16 protein-coding genes, 1 tRNA gene and 2 pseudogenes are annotated in these 19,727 nt (G+C 69.6%); 11 read left to right on the forward strand and 8 right to left on the reverse strand.

The window, feature by feature from the left end:
• Positions 1-52: 52 nt before the first annotated feature.
• Positions 53-1,077: pseudogene (locus tag OHB41_RS25565) on the reverse strand (IS701 family transposase); the annotation flags it as partial.
• A gap of 22 nt (positions 1,078-1,099) precedes the next feature.
• Here OHB41_RS25565 and OHB41_RS25570 point away from each other — a divergent pair.
• The 3 genes and pseudogenes from OHB41_RS25570 (at position 1,100) to OHB41_RS25580 (ending at position 5,193) form a co-directional block, all read left to right on the forward strand.
• Positions 1,100-1,474, forward strand: a complete 375-nt coding sequence (locus tag OHB41_RS25570) for a hypothetical protein (RefSeq protein ID WP_323138400.1) — start codon at positions 1,100-1,102, stop codon at positions 1,472-1,474.
• Between the two features lie 426 nt (positions 1,475-1,900).
• Positions 1,901-3,147, forward strand: a pseudogene (locus OHB41_RS25575) (DUF3631 domain-containing protein).
• A gap of 534 nt (positions 3,148-3,681) precedes the next feature.
• On the forward strand, positions 3,682-5,193 hold the full coding sequence (locus tag OHB41_RS25580; protein WP_266700514.1) for a tyrosine-type recombinase/integrase: 1,512 nt from the start codon (positions 3,682-3,684) through the stop codon (positions 5,191-5,193).
• Positions 5,194-5,309: 116 nt separating this feature from the next.
• On the opposite strand, the gene OHB41_RS25585 is transcribed toward OHB41_RS25580, so the two are convergent.
• From OHB41_RS25585 to OHB41_RS25595, 3 genes are all read right to left on the reverse strand, one after another.
• Positions 5,310-5,383: transfer RNA gene (locus tag OHB41_RS25585), tRNA-Pro, on the reverse strand.
• Positions 5,384-5,412: 29 nt separating this feature from the next.
• Positions 5,413-6,213: a Pr6Pr family membrane protein gene (locus OHB41_RS25590; RefSeq protein WP_266700515.1), complete on the reverse strand. Its 801-nt coding sequence runs from the start codon at positions 6,211-6,213 to the stop codon at positions 5,413-5,415.
• A 186-nt stretch (positions 6,214-6,399) separates the two neighbouring features.
• A complete protein-coding gene (locus OHB41_RS25595) occupies positions 6,400-7,332 on the reverse strand; it encodes a metallophosphoesterase (RefSeq protein ID WP_266700516.1) in 933 nt (310 codons plus the stop codon).
• 231 nt (positions 7,333-7,563) lie between these two features.
• Between OHB41_RS25595 and OHB41_RS25600 the strand changes: the two genes are divergently transcribed.
• The gene (locus OHB41_RS25600) at positions 7,564-8,028 is read left to right on the forward strand and encodes a GatB/YqeY domain-containing protein (RefSeq protein WP_168529264.1); all 465 of its coding nucleotides are present in this window, start codon (positions 7,564-7,566) and stop codon (positions 8,026-8,028) included.
• Positions 8,029-8,207: 179 nt separating this feature from the next.
• Here the strand turns inward: OHB41_RS25600 and OHB41_RS25605 are convergent, their stop codons facing one another.
• Positions 8,208-10,493 (reverse strand): transglycosylase domain-containing protein, encoded by a 2,286-nt coding sequence (locus OHB41_RS25605; protein ID WP_266700517.1) that lies wholly within the window; start codon positions 10,491-10,493, stop codon positions 8,208-8,210.
• A 407-nt stretch (positions 10,494-10,900) separates the two neighbouring features.
• Between OHB41_RS25605 and wblA the strand changes: the two genes are divergently transcribed.
• A complete protein-coding gene (gene wblA, locus OHB41_RS25610) occupies positions 10,901-11,239 on the forward strand; it encodes a transcriptional regulator WblA (protein ID WP_028799159.1) in 339 nt (112 codons plus the stop codon).
• Between the two features lie 241 nt (positions 11,240-11,480).
• Here wblA and bagB read toward each other — a convergent pair whose 3' ends face one another.
• Both bagB and bagA read right to left on the reverse strand, forming a co-directional pair.
• Positions 11,481-13,070, reverse strand: coding sequence for an ATPase BagB (gene bagB, locus OHB41_RS25615; RefSeq protein ID WP_266700518.1), 1,590 nt, complete (start codon positions 13,068-13,070; stop codon positions 11,481-11,483).
• Positions 13,067-14,044, reverse strand: a complete 978-nt coding sequence (bagA, locus tag OHB41_RS25620; RefSeq protein ID WP_266700519.1) for an ATPase BagA — start codon at positions 14,042-14,044, stop codon at positions 13,067-13,069. Before bagA ends, bagB begins: the two co-directional genes overlap by 4 nt.
• Positions 14,045-14,139: 95 nt before the next feature.
• Here bagA and sp36 point away from each other — a divergent pair, with 95 nt between their 5' ends.
• The 4 genes from sp36 to OHB41_RS25640 all read left to right on the forward strand — a co-directional run bounded on the left by sp36 (position 14,140) and on the right by OHB41_RS25640 (position 16,659).
• The gene (sp36, locus tag OHB41_RS25625) at positions 14,140-14,301 is read left to right on the forward strand and encodes a Sp36 family protein (protein ID WP_143608830.1); all 162 of its coding nucleotides are present in this window, start codon (positions 14,140-14,142) and stop codon (positions 14,299-14,301) included.
• Positions 14,298-14,768: a RidA family protein gene (locus OHB41_RS25630; RefSeq protein ID WP_168529268.1), complete on the forward strand. Its 471-nt coding sequence runs from the start codon at positions 14,298-14,300 to the stop codon at positions 14,766-14,768. The genes sp36 and OHB41_RS25630 overlap by 4 nt, the downstream gene beginning before the upstream one ends.
• 194 nt (positions 14,769-14,962) lie before the next feature.
• Positions 14,963-15,832 carry an NUDIX hydrolase gene (locus OHB41_RS25635; RefSeq protein WP_266700520.1) on the forward strand — a complete coding sequence of 290 codons (870 nt, stop codon included), beginning with the start codon at positions 14,963-14,965 and terminating at the stop codon, positions 15,830-15,832.
• Complete coding sequence (locus OHB41_RS25640) at positions 15,829-16,659, forward strand: MBL fold metallo-hydrolase (protein WP_266700521.1); 831 nt, start codon at positions 15,829-15,831, stop codon at positions 16,657-16,659. The genes OHB41_RS25635 and OHB41_RS25640 overlap by 4 nt, the downstream gene beginning before the upstream one ends.
• Positions 16,660-16,809: 150 nt before the next feature.
• Here OHB41_RS25640 and OHB41_RS25645 read toward each other — a convergent pair whose 3' ends face one another.
• Entirely contained in the window at positions 16,810-17,484 is a 675-nt protein-coding gene (locus OHB41_RS25645) for a Crp/Fnr family transcriptional regulator (RefSeq protein WP_016642758.1), read from the reverse strand.
• Positions 17,485-17,786: 302 nt separating this feature from the next.
• Between OHB41_RS25645 and nth the strand changes: the two genes are divergently transcribed.
• Both nth and OHB41_RS25655 read left to right on the forward strand, forming a co-directional pair.
• Complete coding sequence (nth, locus tag OHB41_RS25650) at positions 17,787-18,794, forward strand: endonuclease III (protein WP_266700522.1); 1,008 nt, start codon at positions 17,787-17,789, stop codon at positions 18,792-18,794.
• 82 nt (positions 18,795-18,876) lie between these two features.
• Positions 18,877-19,719, forward strand: a complete 843-nt coding sequence (locus OHB41_RS25655; RefSeq protein WP_451288846.1) for an NUDIX hydrolase — start codon at positions 18,877-18,879, stop codon at positions 19,717-19,719.
• The last annotated feature ends 8 nt before the right edge of the window (positions 19,720-19,727 follow it).

Genomic DNA, 19,727 nt, shown 5'->3' on the forward strand with positions numbered 1-19,727 from the left:
CCTCCTCATCGCTCAAGACCGACGAGGGAAACCAGTGCCGGGACGGGGAAGGTTACTGTTGGAGGGCTCGGCGATGGTAGTGGCTGCTGCACGCACGGGCCTGATGTCGTCGGCGCCAGCGTGACCAGCGGAGCCGGTGCGCGAGATCATGGACTGGGCTGGTCAGCGGGTGAACAGGTGCTGGATCTCGTTGCCGGTCAAGGGGATCAGCCCGTCCGCTGCGGGACGGTCGCGGCGTTCGGTGGCTGCGGTGACGGCGGGGAAGGCGTGGGCGAGCATTGCGAGGGTGACCCAGCGGTGCCAGGAGGTCCAGCGGCGAACCTGGTGCTCATCCAGTCAGGCCAGGCCCTTGCCGGACTGGAAGGTTTCCTCCACCCGCCATCTGGACCCGGCGACACGCACCAGCGTGGCCAGGGACACCGGGGCGGGTGACCAGCAGCGGTAGTAGGCGCGTTCACCGGTGGTGCGGTTGCGGCGGATGAGCAGCTGGTGGCTGCCGGGTCGGGGTTCGGCCAGGTCGATGACGGCCCAGTCGTAGAAGCGGTGCCCCTTGGCGCCGGCTCCGGCTGACAGCTTCTGCCAGGCCCGCCTGGGGATCTTCACGGCCAGGGCGTCAGCGCGGAACTTCCCCCCGCTGGTGGTGACGTCATGGGAGCAGGCCACGGCGAGCACGTAGCCGGTCCCCCGCGCTTCCAGCGCTGCCCGCAACTTGGGGTTGCCGCCGTAGACCTCGTCGCCGGCGACCCAGCTCAAGCGGTGCCCGGCGTCCAGGAACCGGCCAATCATGCGGGCCGCCAGCTCCGGCTTGCTGGCGAAGACGGTGTCCTCGCCCAGTCCGGCGGCCTGACAGCGGTCCGGGTCGGCGGTCCATGAACGCGGCACGTACAGCTCGCGGTCCACCGCCGCGTGCCCGTGGCGACCCGCATAGACAAGGTAGACCGCGACCTGGGAGTTCTCGATCCGGCCTGCGGTGCCGGTGTACTGACGCTGGACCCCGACCGTTGCGGTGCCCTTCTTCACGTCCCCGGTCTCGTCGACCACCAGCACCGCATCCGGGTCGTGCAGATGCGACAGCACCACCCCCGCCGGCTCGTACACCGTGACCGACGACACCACCCCGGCCGTACTGCCCGCGTGGCTGCTTCGTCTGCTGGAGTCGCCGCCGGCGCCGCAACCGGTCGCGCCGTTCGTGTGGCCCACGGTCAGCGGCAGCCGCGCCGCCACCGCGGCCCTGGAGCGGGAGTGCCGGACGGTTGTCGGGGCGCCGGAGGGCGCGGGGAACATCAAGCTCAACCGGTGCGCGTTCAAGGTGGGGCGGTTCGTCGCGTGGGGCGACATCGCCCGGAACGTGGTGGAGGAAGCCTTCCAAGCGGCGGGGGAGACGCGCGGACTCACCGCTGCCGAGTGCCGCGCCACCATCCGCAGCGCCCTGGACAGCTCCCAGCGCAAAGCCCGCCCCCGGAACGCGGCATGAACACCCCACCCCCCTCCCCCTTGGAAGGCCAACAGACAACCCCCACCGGCCCGCACACCGCCCAGCCGGCCCCGGCGCGGCCGGCCGTGGGCGCCCGCGAAAGGGCGTCGCCGAAGGCGTCCCCACTGCTCCTTCCCGTCCGAAGCGATTCCCCGACGACCGCGGACACCACAGCAGCGCGGATCCCACTCCGGAGCAGCCCGGTATCTGCATCTACGCCCCGCCGCTCTACCGCTCCCACGACGACCGCGCCCGCTGGTGGAAGCAGCACGGCGACACTCCCACCGCCGCCTACGCCTGTGCCTGCGGGCAGACCGGCACCGCCCGCGGCGCCTCGAACGTGGCTGCTCTCGCTGCGGAGTACGCCGACCACACGACCACCTGCGCGGGGACACCCGCATCTCTGCCCGAAAGGAGGCCTGCCGCATGAGCGAGATCATCGACGGGGCCGCGCTGCTGGACGAGGTGGAAGCCTTCCACCGCCGTTTCAACGTCTTCCCCACCGAACACGCCTACGTCGCCGTCGCGTTGTGGGACGCACACGCGCACCTGATGGACGCACTCGACGGCACCGCCCGTATCGCCTTCCTCAGCCCCGAACCGGGCTCCGGGAAGTCCCGCGCGCTGGAGATCATCGAGACCCTCACCCCGCGCTCCGCGACCACCGTCAACGCCTCCGCGAACGCCCTCTTCCGTCTCGTCTCCGCAGACGAAGGCACCCCCACGCTGCTGTTCGACGAGATCGACACCGTGTTCGGGCCGAAGGCGGGCGGGAACGAGGAAGTCCGCGGGTTCCTCAACTCCGGGTACCGCCGCGGCGCCAAGTCCCTGCGCTGCATCGGCGACGGATCCGACCAGAAAGCCGCGTTCCTGCCGTCGTTCTGCGCGGTCGCCATGGCCGGACTCGGCTCGCTGCCTGACACGATCCTGACCAGGTCGGTCATCATCCGTATGCGGAAGAAGGCGCGCAACGAGACGTGCGAGCCTTACCGGCGCCGCGTCCACGAGAAGCAGGGCCACGCCTTGCGGGACCGACTCGCGGACTGGGCCGCCCCTCTGCACGACCGGATCGCGGAAGCGTGGCCGGAGATGCCAGAGGGTGTCACGGACCGGCCGGCGGACGTGTGGGAGCCGCTGCTGGCGGTGGCGGATGCGGCCGGCGGGCAGTGGCCCGAGCGGGCCCGCGCCGCCTGCGTCGCGCTCATCAAGGCCGCGGGAGAAGGTGAGGAAGCCTCGCTCGGGGTGCGGCTGCTGACCGACCTACGCGACCGCGTGTTCTGCGGAGTCGACAAGCTGCCCACCGCTGCGATCCTCGAAGTCCTCCATGGGGTCGATGACGCGCCGTGGGCCGACATGAGCGAGGACGGGCAGTACATCAAGCCCCTCACCGCCCGCGCCATGGCCAAGCTCCTGAGCCAGTACGTCCGCCCCGACAACAAGCCGATCAAGCCCAAGGGATCCGCGTCGGCAGCACCACCCCGAAGGGCTACTACGCGGAAGATCTCAGCGACGCTTGGAACCGCTACTGCCCCCCTCCCCCCGGAAAGTCCGCAACAGCCGCAACAGCCGCAACATCGCAGGTCAACGGGGGTGAATTTGTGGCGGGAACCCCCTCGGAGACCCGCCACATGTTCGCGGAATCCGACACACGCGCCCTCCGCAGCGTCGTCTGACACTGCCCGCCCGGATGGGTGCCGCCCCGCCCTCGCGCGGCGGCACCTATCCGCAACGCAAATGGCATCCGCCACAGATTCAAGCCGCTGACCAGCAATGTTGCGGCATGGCGGATGGTGCGGATCCCTCAGAAGGCAGAAGAGGAGCCACGAAGGTGTCGAAGGAGACTGGACTTCCCTCGAGCTATTCGGCGGCGGAGGTAGCGGCATCCTTGGGGTGCTCGGAGTGGTGGGTTAAGGAGCAGGTCCGCCGGCGGCGCCTCCCTTCCTGCGGAGCGGTGGCGGTTACCGCTTTACCAGCGATCACGTTCGAGAGATCTTCCACATTCTCGAGGAGCGGCCAAGCCCGGCAAATGCCATCGCGGGCGAAGCCGTAACCAGGCGCCGCACTACGGCGCAGCCCGTGGGGCCAGCAGTGAGTCTCCGTGCGCGCCGTCCCCGTCGTGCACGGAACGCCGCCTGACAGAACAGCCGATCACGAGGGGTGGAGGCCAACCATGGCCTCCACCCCTCGCTTTGCCGCGAGAGGTAACCATGGGCTACGGCGAGAAGCGCGCCGATTACTACCGAGGCCGGTACCGGATTGCACCCGGAGTGCTCCGCACCGTGGTGGACGCCAACGGCACCACGATCCGATTTGCCACCAAGCGCGAGGCCGCGAAGGCTGCAAACGACGCGGAGGCCAAGGCCAGAGAGGTCGGCTATCGCGATCCGAACGCAGGTAAGGAAACCTTCGGCGAGTACGTGAACCGCTGGTACGCGGCACAGGAGTTGGCCGCATCCACCATGCAGAACTACAAGCGGCACATAGAGGAGCACCTCCTCCCCGCTTTTGAGGACAAGGCCATTGCCGACATCCAGCCCACGGACGTCGGCGCCTGGGAGAAGAAGGAGCGGAAGCTCTACGCCGCATCCAGCGTGAAGACCTGGCACGGCACGCTGCACCTCATCCTGGCCGATGCCGTGGATGAAGGACTTCGCGACTCCAACCCGGCCACCAAGCGGCGCGGCCGAGGCAAGCGCGCCGGCCGCTCCCGGAACCGCGGCCCCGAGAAGGTGGTGACCGACGCTCTCGGAATCCTGCTGACAGCCGAGCGCGCTTCGCTGCTGTCTGGCCGTGACGACGGGTTCGTAGCTGTGGCGCTGAAGGGCTACACCGGCATGCGATGGGGCGAAATCGTCGGGCTAGAGCGCAAGTTCGTCCGCCCTGCCTCGGTTCGGGTGGAGTGGCAGCTCTTTGAACTTGACTCGGGGGAGTTCGTGCGTTGCCCGCCTAAGGGCGACTCCTACCGAACCATCGACACGCCCAAGTGGCTATCGGGCTTGTTTGCGAGCCATATCGCCAGGACCGACTCGGCACCCTGCCCATGTCACGAGCACGCCTACGTGTTCCGTGGCCACGGTCCTGCGAACGGTGCTGCCCGGCACGTGGGCGCAAAGCTGGTCGACGTCGCCCGCCGCGCCGATGTCTCCCCAGCAACGGTATCGAATGTGTTGAACCGGCCGGATACGGTCGCGGAGCGGACCCGAACGAGGGTGGAGACAGCCATTGCGGAGCTTGGCTACGTCCGTGCGGGCCAGTCAGCAGAGACGGCGGCACACTGGCGACGGACCGGATTTGCGACCTGGTTGTTCCAGCCGGCCACGACAGGCTGGTACCCGAAGAAGGCCCCCCAGGAGGCGCGCCCTGTGCCGGTGATGGCGGACCCCTGGCCGGGAGTGCCGGCCGGGGGGCGAAACGCCTCTGGCCGGGCGGACGCGTGCTGGCTTCCGATCGCGCGAGGCCTCACTCCGCATGGGCTCAGGCACTCTCACAAGACGGTCATGGAGGAACTCGGAATCCCGCCCAAGCTCATGGATGAGCGCCTCGGGCACGAGAACGGTTCGGTACAAGCGCGCTACTCGCACATCGCCGCGCGGATGAGGAATCGGCTCATGGACGAACTGACCGAGCAGTGGGAGGAGTCGTTGGCGGCACGGTCCGCCATGCACCCGCGGTCGCCGGTGCGCGCACTCGATGCCTTGCTGAGAGCGCGCCAGGAGTGAAGTCTGGGAGTGGAATTCCTTGATCCACTCCCCGTTCACTCCCCAGAGGTCCCGAGAAACGAGTCAGGGCCGGTTTCCCGTGAAGGGAGACCGGCCCTGAGCTGGTGTTTTAGCTGTCGGGGTGGCGGGATTTGAACCCACGACCTCTTCGTCCCGAACGAAGCGCGCTGCCAAGCTGCGCTACACCCCGATTGTCGCTGCTTCTCGCGGCGACGTCGTTTACTTTAGCCCACCGGTGGCCGGAGACGAAATCCGGTTTTCGGGGCGTCGGCCGCCGTGCCGCAGCGGGTCGGGGCGGAGGTGGTCCAGGGCGACGACGAGGAGGGCCAGGGCGTAGAGGGCGACGCCGAGGATCGCGGTGTTTCCGAGGATGCCGACGTATCCGTGCCGGTCGACGTCGACGAAGGGGTAGAGGTAGCGCTCCGTGGTGCCCGGCGACAGCATCGCGCCGCGGGTGAGGGAGAAGGCCAGGTAGACGAGGGGGTAGACGAGCCAGGTGGCCGCGTAGCGCATCGCCAGCGGGGCCGGGCGGGTCAGCAGGAGCCAGTCGATCACCACGGCGACCGGGGTCACGGTGTACAGGATCAGGTTCGCGAGGGCCTGCCAGCCGTTGAGCGAGGCGGTCTCGCCGGTCATCGAGAAGCCGCCGGGACGGTTCGCCAGGTGCAGGTGATAGACCAGGCCCGTGATCAGGATGTACAGGAGCGTGCCGCCCGTGAGGGCCGCGGGCAGCAGGCGACGGGCCGTCCATGCGCGCCGGGCCGAGGCGACGAACACCGCCGCCACCAGCAGGTTGCTCTGGATGGCGAAGTAGCTCAGCACGTGTGCCGGACTGCCCAGGTACAGGTCGATGGCGATGCCCGCCGCGGCCGCCACGGCGACCAGTAGGCGGTAGACCGCCGCCAGCGGGCGGTGCACGGGGGCCACCACCGCCGTCGACGGGACGTTGTACGGGGCCAGTGCGGCGATACCCGGGATCGGCGGGAGGTCGGGTATGTCCTTGGGGATCGGGGCGATCATGCGCCCACGTTAAGTGGGGTGGATGAATCGGGCCATTTGGGACATCTGGTGGAGTTACGGGCCGCGGTTGCCGCGCCGCCCTCGAGTGTCCCCAGCGGCCAGCGGTGCCTGGTCAGCCGTGTGTGATCAGCGGCTCGTGATCCCTGGCCTGTGGTCCATGGTCCGTGATCAAAGGTCCCGCCCCGATCAGGCCGGCTGGCGGCTTACCAGCGTCAGGAGAGACGCCTCGGGCGGGCACGCGAAACGTACGGGCGTGTAGCGGTTGGTGCCGCAGCCCGCCGAGACGTGCATGTAAGACGTCCGCCCCTCCGCCGTATGCGTGGACAGGCCCTTCACGCGGTCCGTGTCCAGGTCGCAGTTGGTGACGAAGGCGCCGTAGAAGGGAAGGCAGAGCTGGCCGCCGTGGGTGTGGCCGGCCAGGACCAGGGGGTAGCCGTCCGCCGTGAACGCGTCGAGCGTGCGCAGGTAGGGCGCGTGGACCACGCCCAGGGAGAAGTCGGCCGACTCCGAGGGGCCGCCGGCCACGCGCGCGTAGCGGTCCCGCTTGATGTGCGGGTCGTCGAGACCGGTCAGCTCGATCTCGGAGCCCTCTATCTTCAGCGTCCCCCGGGTGTTCGTCAGGTTCAGCCAGCCCGCCGTGTCGAAGCCGTCGCGCAGGTCCTCCCACGGGTTGTGGAGGGCGTGAACGGCCGGCTTGTTGCCGTTCAGACCGTGGCGGCCCTGGGCCTTCTCGAACAAGTACCGGGCCGGGTTGCGGAGTTTGGGGCCGTAGTAGTCGTTCGAACCGAAGACGTACGCGCCCGGGAATTCCATCAGGGGTCCGAGGGCGTCCAGGACTTCGGGGACGCCCTCCGGGTCGGAGAGGTTGTCCCCGGTGTTGATGACGAAGTCGGGACGCAGGCCTGCCAGGGAGCGCAGCCAGCGCTGCTTCTTGCGCTGCCCGCTCACCATGTGGATGTCGGAGACCTGGAGGAGACGCAGGGGTCGCATGCCCGGGGGCAGGACCGGGACCGTCACCCGCCGGAGGCGGAACGAGCGGGCCTCGAAGCCTGCCGCGTACAACAGTCCGGCGGCGCCCACCGCCGTGATTCCCAGGGGTACTCCGTATCGTGCGCGCATACGACCATCGTGTCAGACCCCGGCGGCTTCGCGCCCCCGCCTGTGGACAACCCCGGCACCGGCAGCCGGAGGCCGACGATCCGCCCGGCACCGGAGGGTCGCCCCGAACGGCGGCCGGAGTCGGCGGCCGACATCATCGGCGGAGCGGACACCGGCTCCGAACACCGGCAACCGACACCGCCGCTGAAATCAGCAGGCGACCGCCTCACCACACCTGCGACAATCGTCGGCATGACCACGCTCAAGTCGAAGCTGCAGGAAGACCTCAACGCCGCCATCAAGGAGCGCGACGAGCTCCGCTCCGCCACGCTCCGGCTGACCCTCTCCGCGATCACCAAGGAGGAGGTCGCCGGCAAGACGAAGCGCGAGCTCTCCGACGACGAAGTACAGAAGGTGATCACCCGCGAGGCGAAGAAGCGCCGTGAGGCCGCGGACGCCTTCGCGCAGGGTGGTCGGCCCGAGTCGGCCGAGCGGGAGAAGGCGGAGGGCGAGATCCTCGCCACGTACCTGCCCAAGCAGCTCTCCGACGAGGAGCTCCAGCAGATCGTCGGACAGGCCGTCGAGGAGGCCAGGGCGGCGGGCGCCGAGGGGCCGCGTGCCATGGGTCAGGTCATGAAGATCGTCAACCCCAAGGTCGCGGGCCTGGCCGAGGGCGGGCGGGTCGCCGCAGTGGTCAAGAAGCTGCTCGCCGGCTGAGGCCTCCACGCCGAGAGGGACGCCACCGCGGTGACGTCCCTCTTCAAGCGTGTCCTTTTCCGGTCAAGGGTGCCCTTTTCCGGAGTGTCCTTCGCCTTCGGCCGACCGGCCGACTCGCCCTTCGGCCGACTCGCCTTCCGCCGGCCGCCCAACTCGCCTCCGGCCGACCGGCGGGGGACCTACCCGTGGCGGCGGCCCCCGGTGCCGTTCTGCCCCTGGATGAAGCCCTGGGGGATCGAGAAGGAAGGCGTCGGCAACCCGCCGCCGTTCCCGTTGCTGCCGTTGTTCCCGCTGATGGTGTTGCCGTCGTGGCCGCCGTCCTGGCCGCCGTCGCCCCAGTCGCCGCCGTCATCGCCGTCATCGCCGTCGTCGCCGTGGTCCCTGTCGTCCCGCTCCGGATCGGGGATGTCGATCAGGTTGAACGAGGGGGAGTCCTTGCCCACGAGGGCGCCCGTCATGGCGTCCTTCCAGATCGGGCCCGGCACCTCGCCGCCGTAGACGAGGGAGTGGTAGACGCCACCGATGTTGATGTTCGTCATCTTGACGTTCTGCTTGGGGCTGCCGACCCACACCGCGCCCGCGAGGTTCGGGGTGTAACCGACGAACCAGGCGTTGCGGCGCTCGTCCGTCGTACCCGTCTTACCGGCGTTGTCCCGGTCCGTCAGACCGGCCTGCTGACCCGTACCGGAGTCGATCACACCGCTGAGAAGGGTGTTGACGGTGTCCGCGGTCTTCTCGGACATGGCCCGCGTGCAGGTCGACTTCGGTACTTCCAGAGACTTCTGCTTGCCGTCCACCTGCTGGGTGATCGACTCGATGGCGATCGGCGTGCAGTACATGCCCCGGGACGCGAAGGTGGCGTACGCGCTCGCCATGGTCAGCGGGGCGATGCCCTTGGAGCCGAGGGTGATGGCGGGCACCTCGGGCAGCTTGTCGCCGTTGCCCTGCACGACGTGCAGCTTGTCGGTCAGCTTCACCACGGGGCAGATCCCGATGTCCGAGATCATCTGCACGAAGTAGGTGTTGACCGACTTGGCCATCGCCGTCTTCAGCGGGTACGGGCCCTTCTCCGATTCGCTCTCGTTCGAGAGCGTCTCGTTCTGCTGGTTGGTCCAGGGCTTGCTGCCGCACGTCTGGACGGGGCTGGGGTAGGACATCTTGTACGGCGCGGAGTACTCCTGCGTCGCCGGCCGGCCCTCCTCCAGCGCGGCGGCGGCCACGAACGGCTTGAAGGTCGAACCGGTCGGGAAGCCGAAGTTCGAACCGCCCATGTCACGGTCGACCGAGTAGTTGTACTCCGTCTCGTTCTTCCCGTAGCCGTACGGCCTCGACTGGCCCATGCCGACGATCTTGCCGGTCCCCGGCTCGACCAGCGTGGCCGCCGTGGCGACCGAGTCCGACTTGTTGACGTGGGACTTGATCGAGTCCTGCACCGCCTTCTGGGACTGCGGGTCGAGCGTCGTACGGATGGTCAGGCCGCCCTGGTTCCAGAGCTTGGCCCGGTCCTCCTTGGTCTTGCCGAAGACCGGGTCGCTGAGGAACACGTTCTCCACGTACCTGCAGAAGAAGCTCGCGCCCTTGACCGCCGTGATGCAGCCGTTCTTCGGCTGGCTGACCTTCAGGTCCAGCTTGGCCTTCTGGGCCGCGTCGGCCTCCTGCGGGGAGATGTCGTGCACCTCCGCCATGCGTTGCAGGACGGTGTTGCGGCGCTTGATGGCCTCGGCCTCGTCGTTGACCGGGTCGTACCGGCTGGGCGACTGGACGATGCCTGCGAGCAACGCCGACTGCTGGAGGTTCAGGTCCTTGGCGGGCTTGGAGAAGTAGCGCTGGGCGGCGGCCTCGACGCCGTAGGCCTGCTCGCCGAAGAACGTGATGTTCAGGTAGTTCTCGAGGATCTTCTTCTTGCCGAGCTTCTCTTCCAGCTGGATCGCGTACTTGAGCTCGCGGATCTTGCGGCCGAGCGTCTGCTGGGTGGCCTGGGCGACCTTCGTCGGGTCGTCGCCGGCCTCTTCCACGAAGTAGTTCTTCACCAGCTGCTGCGTGAGCGTGGAGGCGCCCTGGGCCACTCCGCCGTTCTGGGCGTTCTGGTTCAGGGCACGCAGGATGCCCTTCAGGTCGACCGCACCGTGCTGGTAGAAGCGGGAGTCCTCGATGGCGACGATCGCCTTCTGCATGTACGGCGAGATGTTCTTGAGGTCGACCACCGTGCGGTCGCGCGAGTAGACCGTCGCGATCTGACCGCCCTGGTTGTCCAGGATGGTGGTGCGCTGACTCAGCGCGGGGCTCTTCAAGTTGTCGGGAATCTCGTCGAATCCCTGGACGGAACCCTTGGCCGCGAGGCCCAGCGCGCCCGCGGCGGGCAGCGCGATTCCGGCCATGACTGCTCCGGCGAGCACGCTGACACCGAGGAACTTGGCGGCCTGCTGCGTGGGCGACAGGCCACCGCCCGAGAGCTTCTTTGGCATGAGGGCAGCCTACGTTCTCATTCGCCGGACACGCGTATATGCCTTGGCCTAAGCTGCTCTCAACTGTCACAGCAGTGCGGCCACGTATCAATACGTCCGGAGACCCCGAATCGTTCCGGAGGTTCCCCCACTTTTTGGGGAGGTCGTGTCCGAATCAGCCTCATGCGTCACCAGGCGTCCGTTGTGACTCAACTGAACTGTCCCGCTTTGCCGGGATACTCACGTATGTCCTCAGGTCACTCCCCCGGGTGATCTGCCGCTTACGCATAGTCCGTTCGGGCCATTCAAGATTGGGCCCGAAGGGGGTGTTGCGCTGTGCCCACCTTCCGTAACGTCCTCAACTGGCGGCGGTGAATATGCCGCTGCCGCCGTGGGGGAGCCTCGATTCGGGAGAGGACGGCGCCGGTATGGGCTGGGTAACCGACTGGAGTGCGCAGGCGGCCTGCCGCACTACCGATCCGGATGAACTGTTCGTTCAAGGAGCAGCGCAGAACCGGGCGAAGGCAGTGTGCACCGGATGTCCGGTACGCACGGAGTGCCTCGCCGATGCGCTCGACAATCGCGTCGAATTCGGCGTGTGGGGTGGCATGACGGAGCGGGAGCGTCGCGCACTGCTGCGCAGGCGTCCCACCGTCACCTCGTGGCGTCGCCTGCTGGAGACCGCGCGTACGGAGTACGAGCGCGGCGCGGGCCTGCTGCCCCTCGACGAGGAAGAGGTGTACGAGCGTTACGCGGCGGTGGGCTGAGGTTTCCCTCGGACCACGGCTCCCGGCCACTCGGGGCGCCCTTGCGTGGCGCCCAGGGCCCGTACGGCGTCCACGGGGTGCGGTTGACCCGTGAGCCGCACGGCACCTCATGGGCCGGCATGGGTGACAGGCGACAACAGGCGACATCTGAAGGTCACACGGGCCGCCGGGAGGCGGACCCATGGACACCACAGCGGACCCGTAGCGGGTGCGAATCCGGGACGGCCGGTCGCGGCGTCGGTCAGACGCCGGGCCCGGGCAGCTCCGGCCGATTGGCCGCGAGCCGTTCCCCGATGTTCCGCAACCCCGCGAGGTCGTGCACGTCGCCGGGCAGCGCGGCCACTTCGGCCACGGCCACCTCGGGGTGACGCGCGGCGAAGCGGTCACGGGTGCGCTGCTCGCGGGAGAGCAGCTGCATGCGCTCGGCATGCAGCCTCAGCAGACCTGCGGTGAACTGTTCGACGGTCCGGTCGGTGGCGGTCCGACCGGTGGCGGTCCGACCGGTGACGGTCCGGTCGGTGTCCGTGGCGGCGGGGGAGCCTTCGCCGGAGCCGTCGGGAGATTCTGGATCTTCGGGAGCTTCGGGAACCGATGACGCGGAAGCGGAGGATTCTGAACTACCGTACGTGTCGGGAGAGTTACGAAGTCCAGCTTTCCCGCCCTCCTGATCCACAATGCGGGCCTCGTCAAGATTTTCTGCAGCCCCGGGGCCAAGATCTTCCGCAGTGTCGGGATCAGTGTCGGGATCGAGATCCTCGGCTGCCGCGGCGTCGAGGTTCTCAGCGGCCGCGAGTGCCCGTTCGGCGGACAGCTGGGCGGCGCCGCTGCCATGCACCCGGTTGAGGACCAGGCCGGCGAACGGCATGTCCTCGGCGGCCAGCCGCTCGACGAAGTACGCGGCCTCCCGCAGCGCGTCCCGCTCCGGGGCCGCCACCACCAGGAACGCCGTGCCGGGTGCCTGGAGCAGCTTGTACGTGGCGTCAGCGCGGGTACGGAAGCCGCCGAACGTGGTGTCCATCGCCGCCACGAACGTCTGCATGTCCTTGAGGAGTTGTCCCCCCAGGAGCTTGCCCAGGGTGCCGGTCATCATCGACATCCCGACGTTCAGGAACTTCATCCCCGCGCGGCCGCCCAGCTTCGCCGGGGCGGTGAGAAGCCGGATCAGCCTGCCGTCCAGGAAGGAACCGAGCCGCTTGGGGGCGTCCAGGAAGTCCAGCGCGGAGCGGGAGGGCGGTGTGTCGACGACGATCAGGTCCCACTCGTCCCGTGCCCGCAGCTGGCCGAGCTTCTCCATCGCCATGTACTCCTGCGTGCCCGCGAAGCCCGCCGAAAGCGACTGGTAGAAGGGGTTGCTCAGGATCGCGGCGGCCCGCTCGCCGTCCGCGTGCGCCTCGACGATCTCGTCGAAGGTGCGCTTCATGTCGAGCATCATGGCGTGCAGTTCGCCGCCCGGTGAGTCGTCGATGCCCTTCACCCGGCGGGGAATGTTGTCGAGCGAGTCGATGCCCATCGACTGGGCGAGCCGGCGTGCCGGGTCGATCGTGAGGACGACCACCTTGCGGCCCCGCTCGGCCGCGCGCAGCCCCAGGGCGGCCGCCGTGGTCGTCTTGCCGACGCCACCCGACCCGCAGCACACCACGATGCGGGTCCCCGGGTCGTCGAGCAGCGGATCGACGTCCAGGACACGGGTGGAGCCGATTCCGCGGACCGGGTCCTGTTTCCGGCCCTGATCGGGCTTGCGGGCCGGGTCGTGCGTTCGGGCGGAGTCGCCGGTGCCGGCTGAGTCGCCGGAGTGGGCGGAGTCGTGGGCGCGGGCCGGGTCCGGACTCATGAGATCCCTTGCTGACGCAGTTCCTTGGCCAGTTGGTACAGGCCCGCCAGGTCCATTCCCTCGGCGAGCAACGGGAGCTCGTGCAGCGGCAGGTCCTGGTCGGTGAGGACGGCCCGCTGCTCGCGCTCCAGGGTGTGCCGCTCGGCGTACTCCTCCGCCTGCTCCAGGAGGGGGTCGACGAGCCGCTCGGCGTTCCCGCCGCGGCGGGAACCGCCCAGCCCGGCGGCGGAGAGCGACTTGGCGACGGCACTGCGCGCCACGGCGCCCGTGAGCTCCAGGTCGACGTCGTCGAGGAGCGCGGGCCGCACCATGTTCACGATGATCCGCCCGACCGGCAGCTGTGCCGTCCGCAGCTCGGCGATGCCGTCCGCGGTCTCCTGGACGGGCATCTCCTCGAGCAGCGTCACCAAGTGCACGGCCGTCTCCGGAGACTTGAGGACGCGCATCACGGCCTGTGCCTGATTGTGTATCGGGCCGATCTTGGCCAGCCCGGCGACCTCGTTGTTGACGTTCAGGAACCGCGTGATCCGCCCTGTGGGCGGCGCGTCCATGATGACGTAGTCGTAGGCGAAGCGGCCGCTCTTGTCCTTCCTGCGCACGGCTTCGCACGCCTTGCCCGTCAGGAGCACGTCCCTGACGCCGGGCGCGATGGTGGTCGCGAAGTCGATGGCGCCGAGCTTCTTCAGGGCCCGTCCGGCGCTCCCCAGTTTGTAGAACATCTGGAGGTAGTCCAGGAGGGCCAGTTCGGGGTCTATGGCGAGGGCGTACACCTCCCCGCCCCCTGGAGCGACGGCGATCTTCCGCTCCTCGTAGGGCAGCGCTTCTGTCTCGAAGAGCTGCGCGATGCCCTGTCTGCCCTCGACCTCGACGAGGAGGGTGCGCTTGCCCTCTGTAGCGAGGGCGAGCGCGAGGGCCGCGGCTACCGTGGTCTTGCCGGTACCGCCCTTGCCGCTGACGACCTGGAGCCTGCTCACGTCTTCGAGCCTAACCAGTCCACCGCCGGAGTACGCAGGAGGCTGTGGACAACGTGCGCGCGAGGCCCTCCGCGGCAACGGCTACAGTCGGCCACATGACCAAGTGGGAATACGCAACCGTGCCGCTGCTCGTCCATGCCACGAAGCAGATTCTGGACACCTGGGGCGAGGACGGCTGGGAGCTTGTCCAGGTCGTGCCCGGGCCGAACAACCCCGAGCAGCTGGTGGCCTACCTGAAGCGGGAGAGGTCGGCATGAGCGGCGCCGTCGAGTCGAAGCTCGCGGAGCTCGGGCTGACCCTGCCGGACGTCGTCCCGCCGCTGGCCGCGTACCAGCCGGCCGTCCGGTCCGGTGTGTACGTGTACACGTCCGGCCAGCTCCCGATGGTGGACGGCAAGCTGCCGGTGACCGGCAAGGTGGGAGCGGAGGTCACGGCCGAGGAGGCCAAGGACCTGGCCCGCATCTGCGCGCTGAACGCGTTGGCCGCGGTCAAGTCCGTCGCGGGCGACCTGGACCGTGTCGCGCGGGTCGTGAAGGTCGTCGGCTTCGTAGCCTCGGCCTCCGACTTCATCGGTCAGCCCGGTGTGGTGAACGGGGCCAGTGAGCTGCTCGGCGCGGTTCTCGGCGACAAGGGTGTGCACGCGCGCAGTGCCGTCGGGGTGGCGGTGCTGCCGCTGGACGCGCCGGTGGAGGTCGAGATCCAGGTGGAGCTGACGGAGGCGTAGGCCCTCCGGGCGGGCGGGGAGGGGTGTGCCCTGGGCCCAGGGTTCCTCGCCTGCGCCGTCCCCGCCCGTCCCGTACCCGGGGGACGGGACGGGTAGGGGCGGCGAGGGCGGAGAACCTGCCCGTCGGCCCGGTGGTCGCCCTTGATCGACCGGGGCCCCTCGAACATTCGCCCGGCTCGGGATAGCCTCCGGCCATGGCGAATGGGCAGTGGTATCCACCGGAATGGCCCGAGCGGATCCGCGCGCTCGCGGAGGGCACGCTGACACCCGTGCCCCCCAGGCGGGCCGCCACCGTCATGCTGCTCAAGGACACCGACGCCACCCCTGTGGTGCACATGCTGCGCAGACGCACCACCATGGCCTTCGCCGGAGGCGCGTACGCGTATCCGGGCGGCGGCGTGGACCCCCGCGACGACGATCACCACATCCGCTGGGCGGGCCCCACGCGCGCGTGGTGGGCCGACAGGCTCGGAGTCGACGAGACGTCCGCCCAGGCGGTCGTCTGCGCCGCGGTCCGCGAGACGTACGAGGAGGCCGGCGTCCTCCTGGCCGGCCCCACGCCGGACACGGTGGTCGGCGACACCACCGGCGACGAGTGGGAGGCGGACCGCGCAGCCCTGGTCGCCCGGGACCTCTCCTTCGCCGAGTTCCTCGACCGCAGGGGCCTGGTCCTCAGATCCGACCTCCTGGGCGTCTGGACCCGCTGGATCACCCCGGAGTTCGAGACCCGTCGCTACGACACCTGGTTCTTCGTGGCCGCCCTCCCGGACGGGCAGCGCACCCGCAACGCCTCCACGGAGGCCGACCGCACCGTGTGGATCCGCCCCGCGGACGCGGCGGACGGATACGACAAGGGCGAGCTCCTGATGATGCCGCCGACCGTCGCGACCCTGCGCCAGCTGATCCCGTACGACAGCGCGGCCGACGTCCTCGCCGCCGCACCCGCCCGCGATCTGACGCCCGTCCTGGCCAGGGCCCGTCTGGAGAACGGCGAAGTGGTCCTCGCCTGGCCCGGTCACGACGAGTTCACCAAGCACGTCCCCACCGGTGGAGCCCCGGCATGACCGACGCCGCCGCCCTCCCCGGCCAGCCGCGAGGCGGGATCCTCTCCGGCCCCGCCACCCCGCGCGCCGTGAACGTACTGGCCCCCAACGCGTCCGCGATGACCCTGGACGGCACCAACACCTGGATCGTCTCGGAGCCGGACTCCGAACTCGCGGTGGTGATCGACCCCGGACCGCTGGACGACGTACACCTGCGCGCGGTGGTCGACACGGCCGAGAAGGCCGGGAAGCGGGTCGCGCTGACCCTGCTGACCCACGGGCACCCCGATCACGCGGAGGGCGCCGCGTCGTTCGCCGAGCTGACGGGGACGAAGGTACGGGCGCTGGACCCGGCGCTGCGGCTCGGGGACGAGGGACTGGCGCACGGCGACGTCGTCGTCGTGGGCGGTCTCGAACTGCGCGTGGTCCCGACCCCCGGGCACACCGCCGACTCGCTGTGCTTCCATCTCCCGGCCGATCGGGCCGTCCTGACGGGTGACACCATCCTCGGCCGCGGTACGACCGTCGTGGCCCACCCTGACGGCCGCCTGGGCGACTATCTCGACTCGCTGCGGCGGCTGCGCTCGCTCGCGGTCGACGACGGGGTGCACACGGTCCTGCCCGGCCACGGGCCCGTGCTCGAGGACGCCCAGGGTGCCGTCGAGTTCTACCTCGCCCACCGAGCCCATCGCCTCGCCCAGGTCGAGACGGCGGTCGAGAACGGTTACAGGTCGCCGCACCAGGTCGTCGCGCACGTCTACGCGGACGTGGACCGTTCACTGTGGCCCGCCGCCGAACTCTCCGTCCGGGCACAGATGGACTACCTGAGGGAGCACGGCCTGATCTAGGCCGGTCGGCCGTGGGCCGGTCCGAGCCGCTCGACCGCGGCCTGAACCGGTCGGAGGACCGGTGCTTCTGCCCGCGGGACCGGACACACATGGGGCCCCGCCGTACGGCGGGGCCCCATGTGTTCACTCACGTGCGAACGGCGAGGCCGGTCAGCGGGAACGCTTTGCGAGGCGCTCCACGTCCAGCAGGATCACCGCGCGGGCCTCCAGGCGCAGCCAGCCGCGGCCCGCGAAGTCGGCGAGCGCCTTGTTGACCGTCTCGCGGGACGCGCCGACCAGTTGGGCCAGCTCCTCCTGCGTCAGGTCGTGGACGACGTGGATGCCCTCCTCCGACTGCACGCCGAAGCGGCGGGAGAGGTCCAGGAGCGCGCGGGCCACCCGGCCGGGCACGTCCGAGAAGACCAGGTCGGACATCTGGTCGTTGGTCTTGCGCAGGCGGCGGGCGACGGCGCGCAGCAGGGCGGCGGCCACCTCGGGGCGCGCGTTCAGCCAGGGCTGGAGGTCGCCGTGGCCGAGGCCCAGCAGCTTGACCTCGGTCAGCGCGGAGGCGGTCGCCGTGCGCGGGCCCGGGTCGAACAGCGACAGCTCGCCGATCAGCTCACCGGGGCCGAGGACGGCCAGCATGTTCTCCCGGCCGTCGGGGGAGGTGCGATGGAGCTTCACCTTGCCCTCGGTGACCACGTAGAGGCGGTCCCCGGGGTCGCCCTCGTGGAAGAGAGCGTCGCCGCGTGCGAGCGTCACCTCACTCATGGAGGCGCGGAGCTCCGCGGCCTGCTCGTCATCGAGCGCCGCGAAGAGCGGGGCGCGCCGCAGAACGTCGTCCACGAGTTCTCTCCTTGTCGACCTGCTCAGGGGATCTTGCTCCCCCGTGGTACCAGGGGAGCGTGTTCCCCATCTTGCTGGACAGTCCAAACAGTGTGATCAGTCACAAGTCTGCCGTACGGGCGTCGCGGGCAGTGCGGCAGGGGGCCAATTGGAGGCTGATCTTCTGGGTCCGGGGCGGATGTCGGTGCTGGGCTCTAGGCTGGCCGGGTGTCCAAATCGCCGGTAGAGCACAGGCCAAGGGGGCTGGGCGGATGGTTGTACGTCGCGATTCCGCTGTGGGCGAACAGGGCCCCGATGGAAGCATGAAATCGACAAAAGTGACAGATCCGGCGCCGGTGAAACCGGCGGTGAAGAAGGCCGCCAAAAAGGCGACAGCCGCGACGAAGAAGGCGACCGCAACGGTCAAGAAGGTGACGGCGACGACCAAGAAGGCCACATCCTCGAAGGCCGCTGCGAAGAAGACGGCTGCCGTGAAGAAGGCGGCTCCCGGCAAGGCCGTCGCCATGAAGACGGCTGCCGTCAAGAAGCCGCTCGTCGCCGAGCCGTCCACCGCCCTCGTCCGCAGAGCCCGCCGTATCAACCGCGAACTCGCCGAGGTGTACCCGTACGCCCACCCGGAACTGGATTTCGAGAACGCCTTCCAGCTGGTCGTCGCCACGGTCCTGTCGGCGCAGACGACCGACCTGCGGGTGAACCAGACCACCCCGGCGCTCTTCGCCAAGTACCCCACCCCCGAGGATCTCGCCGCCGCGAACCCCGAGGAGGTCGAGGAGATCCTGCGGCCGACGGGCTTCTTCCGGGCCAAGACCAAGGCGGTGATAGGGCTCTCCAAGGCGTTGGCGGAGGAGTTCGGGGGCGAGGTCCCCGGCCGTCTCGAAGACCTCGTCAAACTGCCGGGCGTGGGTCGCAAAACGGCCTTCGTGGTGCTCGGGAACGCCTTCGGACGCCCGGGCATCACCGTGGACACCCATTTCCAGCGGCTCGTACGCCGCTGGCAGTGGACCGACGAGACGGAGCCCGACAAGATCGAGGCCGCCGTCGGCGCGCTCTTCCCGAAGAGCGAGTGGACGATGCTCTCCCACCACGTGATCTTCCACGGCCGCCGTATCTGTCACGCCCGCAGGCCCGCGTGCGGCGCGTGCCCCATCGCCCCGCTCTGCCCGGCGTACGGGGAGGGCGAGACGGACCCGGAGAAGGCGCGCAAGCTTCTGAAGTACGAGAAGGGCGGCTACCCCGGTCAGCGGCTCAACCCCCCGCAGGCCTACCTCGACGCGGGCGGCATTCCGGCACCCCCGCTGGGCGCCGGATGACGGCGGGCACGACACCGGCCGGTGCGGTGGGAACGGAACGGGGGTGGCGATGAAGCACGCGAGCGACACGCACAGCAGGCACATGGAGACCCACGACATCGACAGGTACGACGAGTCCGGCCCCGACGGCACGCACGGCCGGTTGGACGGAACGCACGGCGAGCCCGGCGCGCACGGAACACCCGCCGCACACGCAACGGCAGGCGCGCACGCAACACCCGGCGCCCACACGCCGAGTGGCGCGACGCCGGGCGGTGCCCCCGTGCTGGTGACCAAGGACGGCCTGCCCGCCTGGCTCGACCCGGTGGTGCACGCCGTCGAGACCGTGGAGCCGCTCCAGCTGAGCCGCTTCCTGCCGCCGGCCGACGGCGCGGGACGGCAGTCCGCCGTCCTCGTCCTCTTCGGAGAGGGCGCCCGCGGCCCCGAGCTGCTCCTGATGGAGCGCGCCAGCTCGCTGCGCTCGCACGCCGGACAGCCCTCCTTCCCGGGTGGCGCCCTGGACCCGGAGGACGGCGACCCGAAGGCCGACGGACCGCTGCGGGCCGCGCTGCGCGAGGCCGAGGAGGAGACCGGGCTCGACCCCGGCGGTGTCCAGCTCTTCGGTGTCCTGCCCAAGCTGTACATCCCGGTGAGCGGCTTCGTGGTCACGCCCGTCCTGGGCTGGTGGCGCGAGCCGACCCCGGTCGGCGTGGTCGACCCGGCCGAGACGGCCCGGGTCTTCACCGTCCCCGTGGCGGATCTCACGGACCCCGCCCACCGCGCCACGACCGTGCACCCCAGCGGCCACCGAGGTCCGGCATTTCTGGTCGAATCGGCATTGGTGTGGGGTTTCACCGCGGGCATCATCGACCGTCTGCTGCACTTCGCGGGCTGGGAGCTGCCCTGGGACCGCGAGAAGCAGGTCCCGCTCGACTGGCGCGCGTGACAGGGTGT

The organism is Streptomyces sp. NBC_01571 (genome assembly GCF_026339875.1).
Classification (GTDB): domain Bacteria; phylum Actinomycetota; class Actinomycetes; order Streptomycetales; family Streptomycetaceae; genus Streptomyces.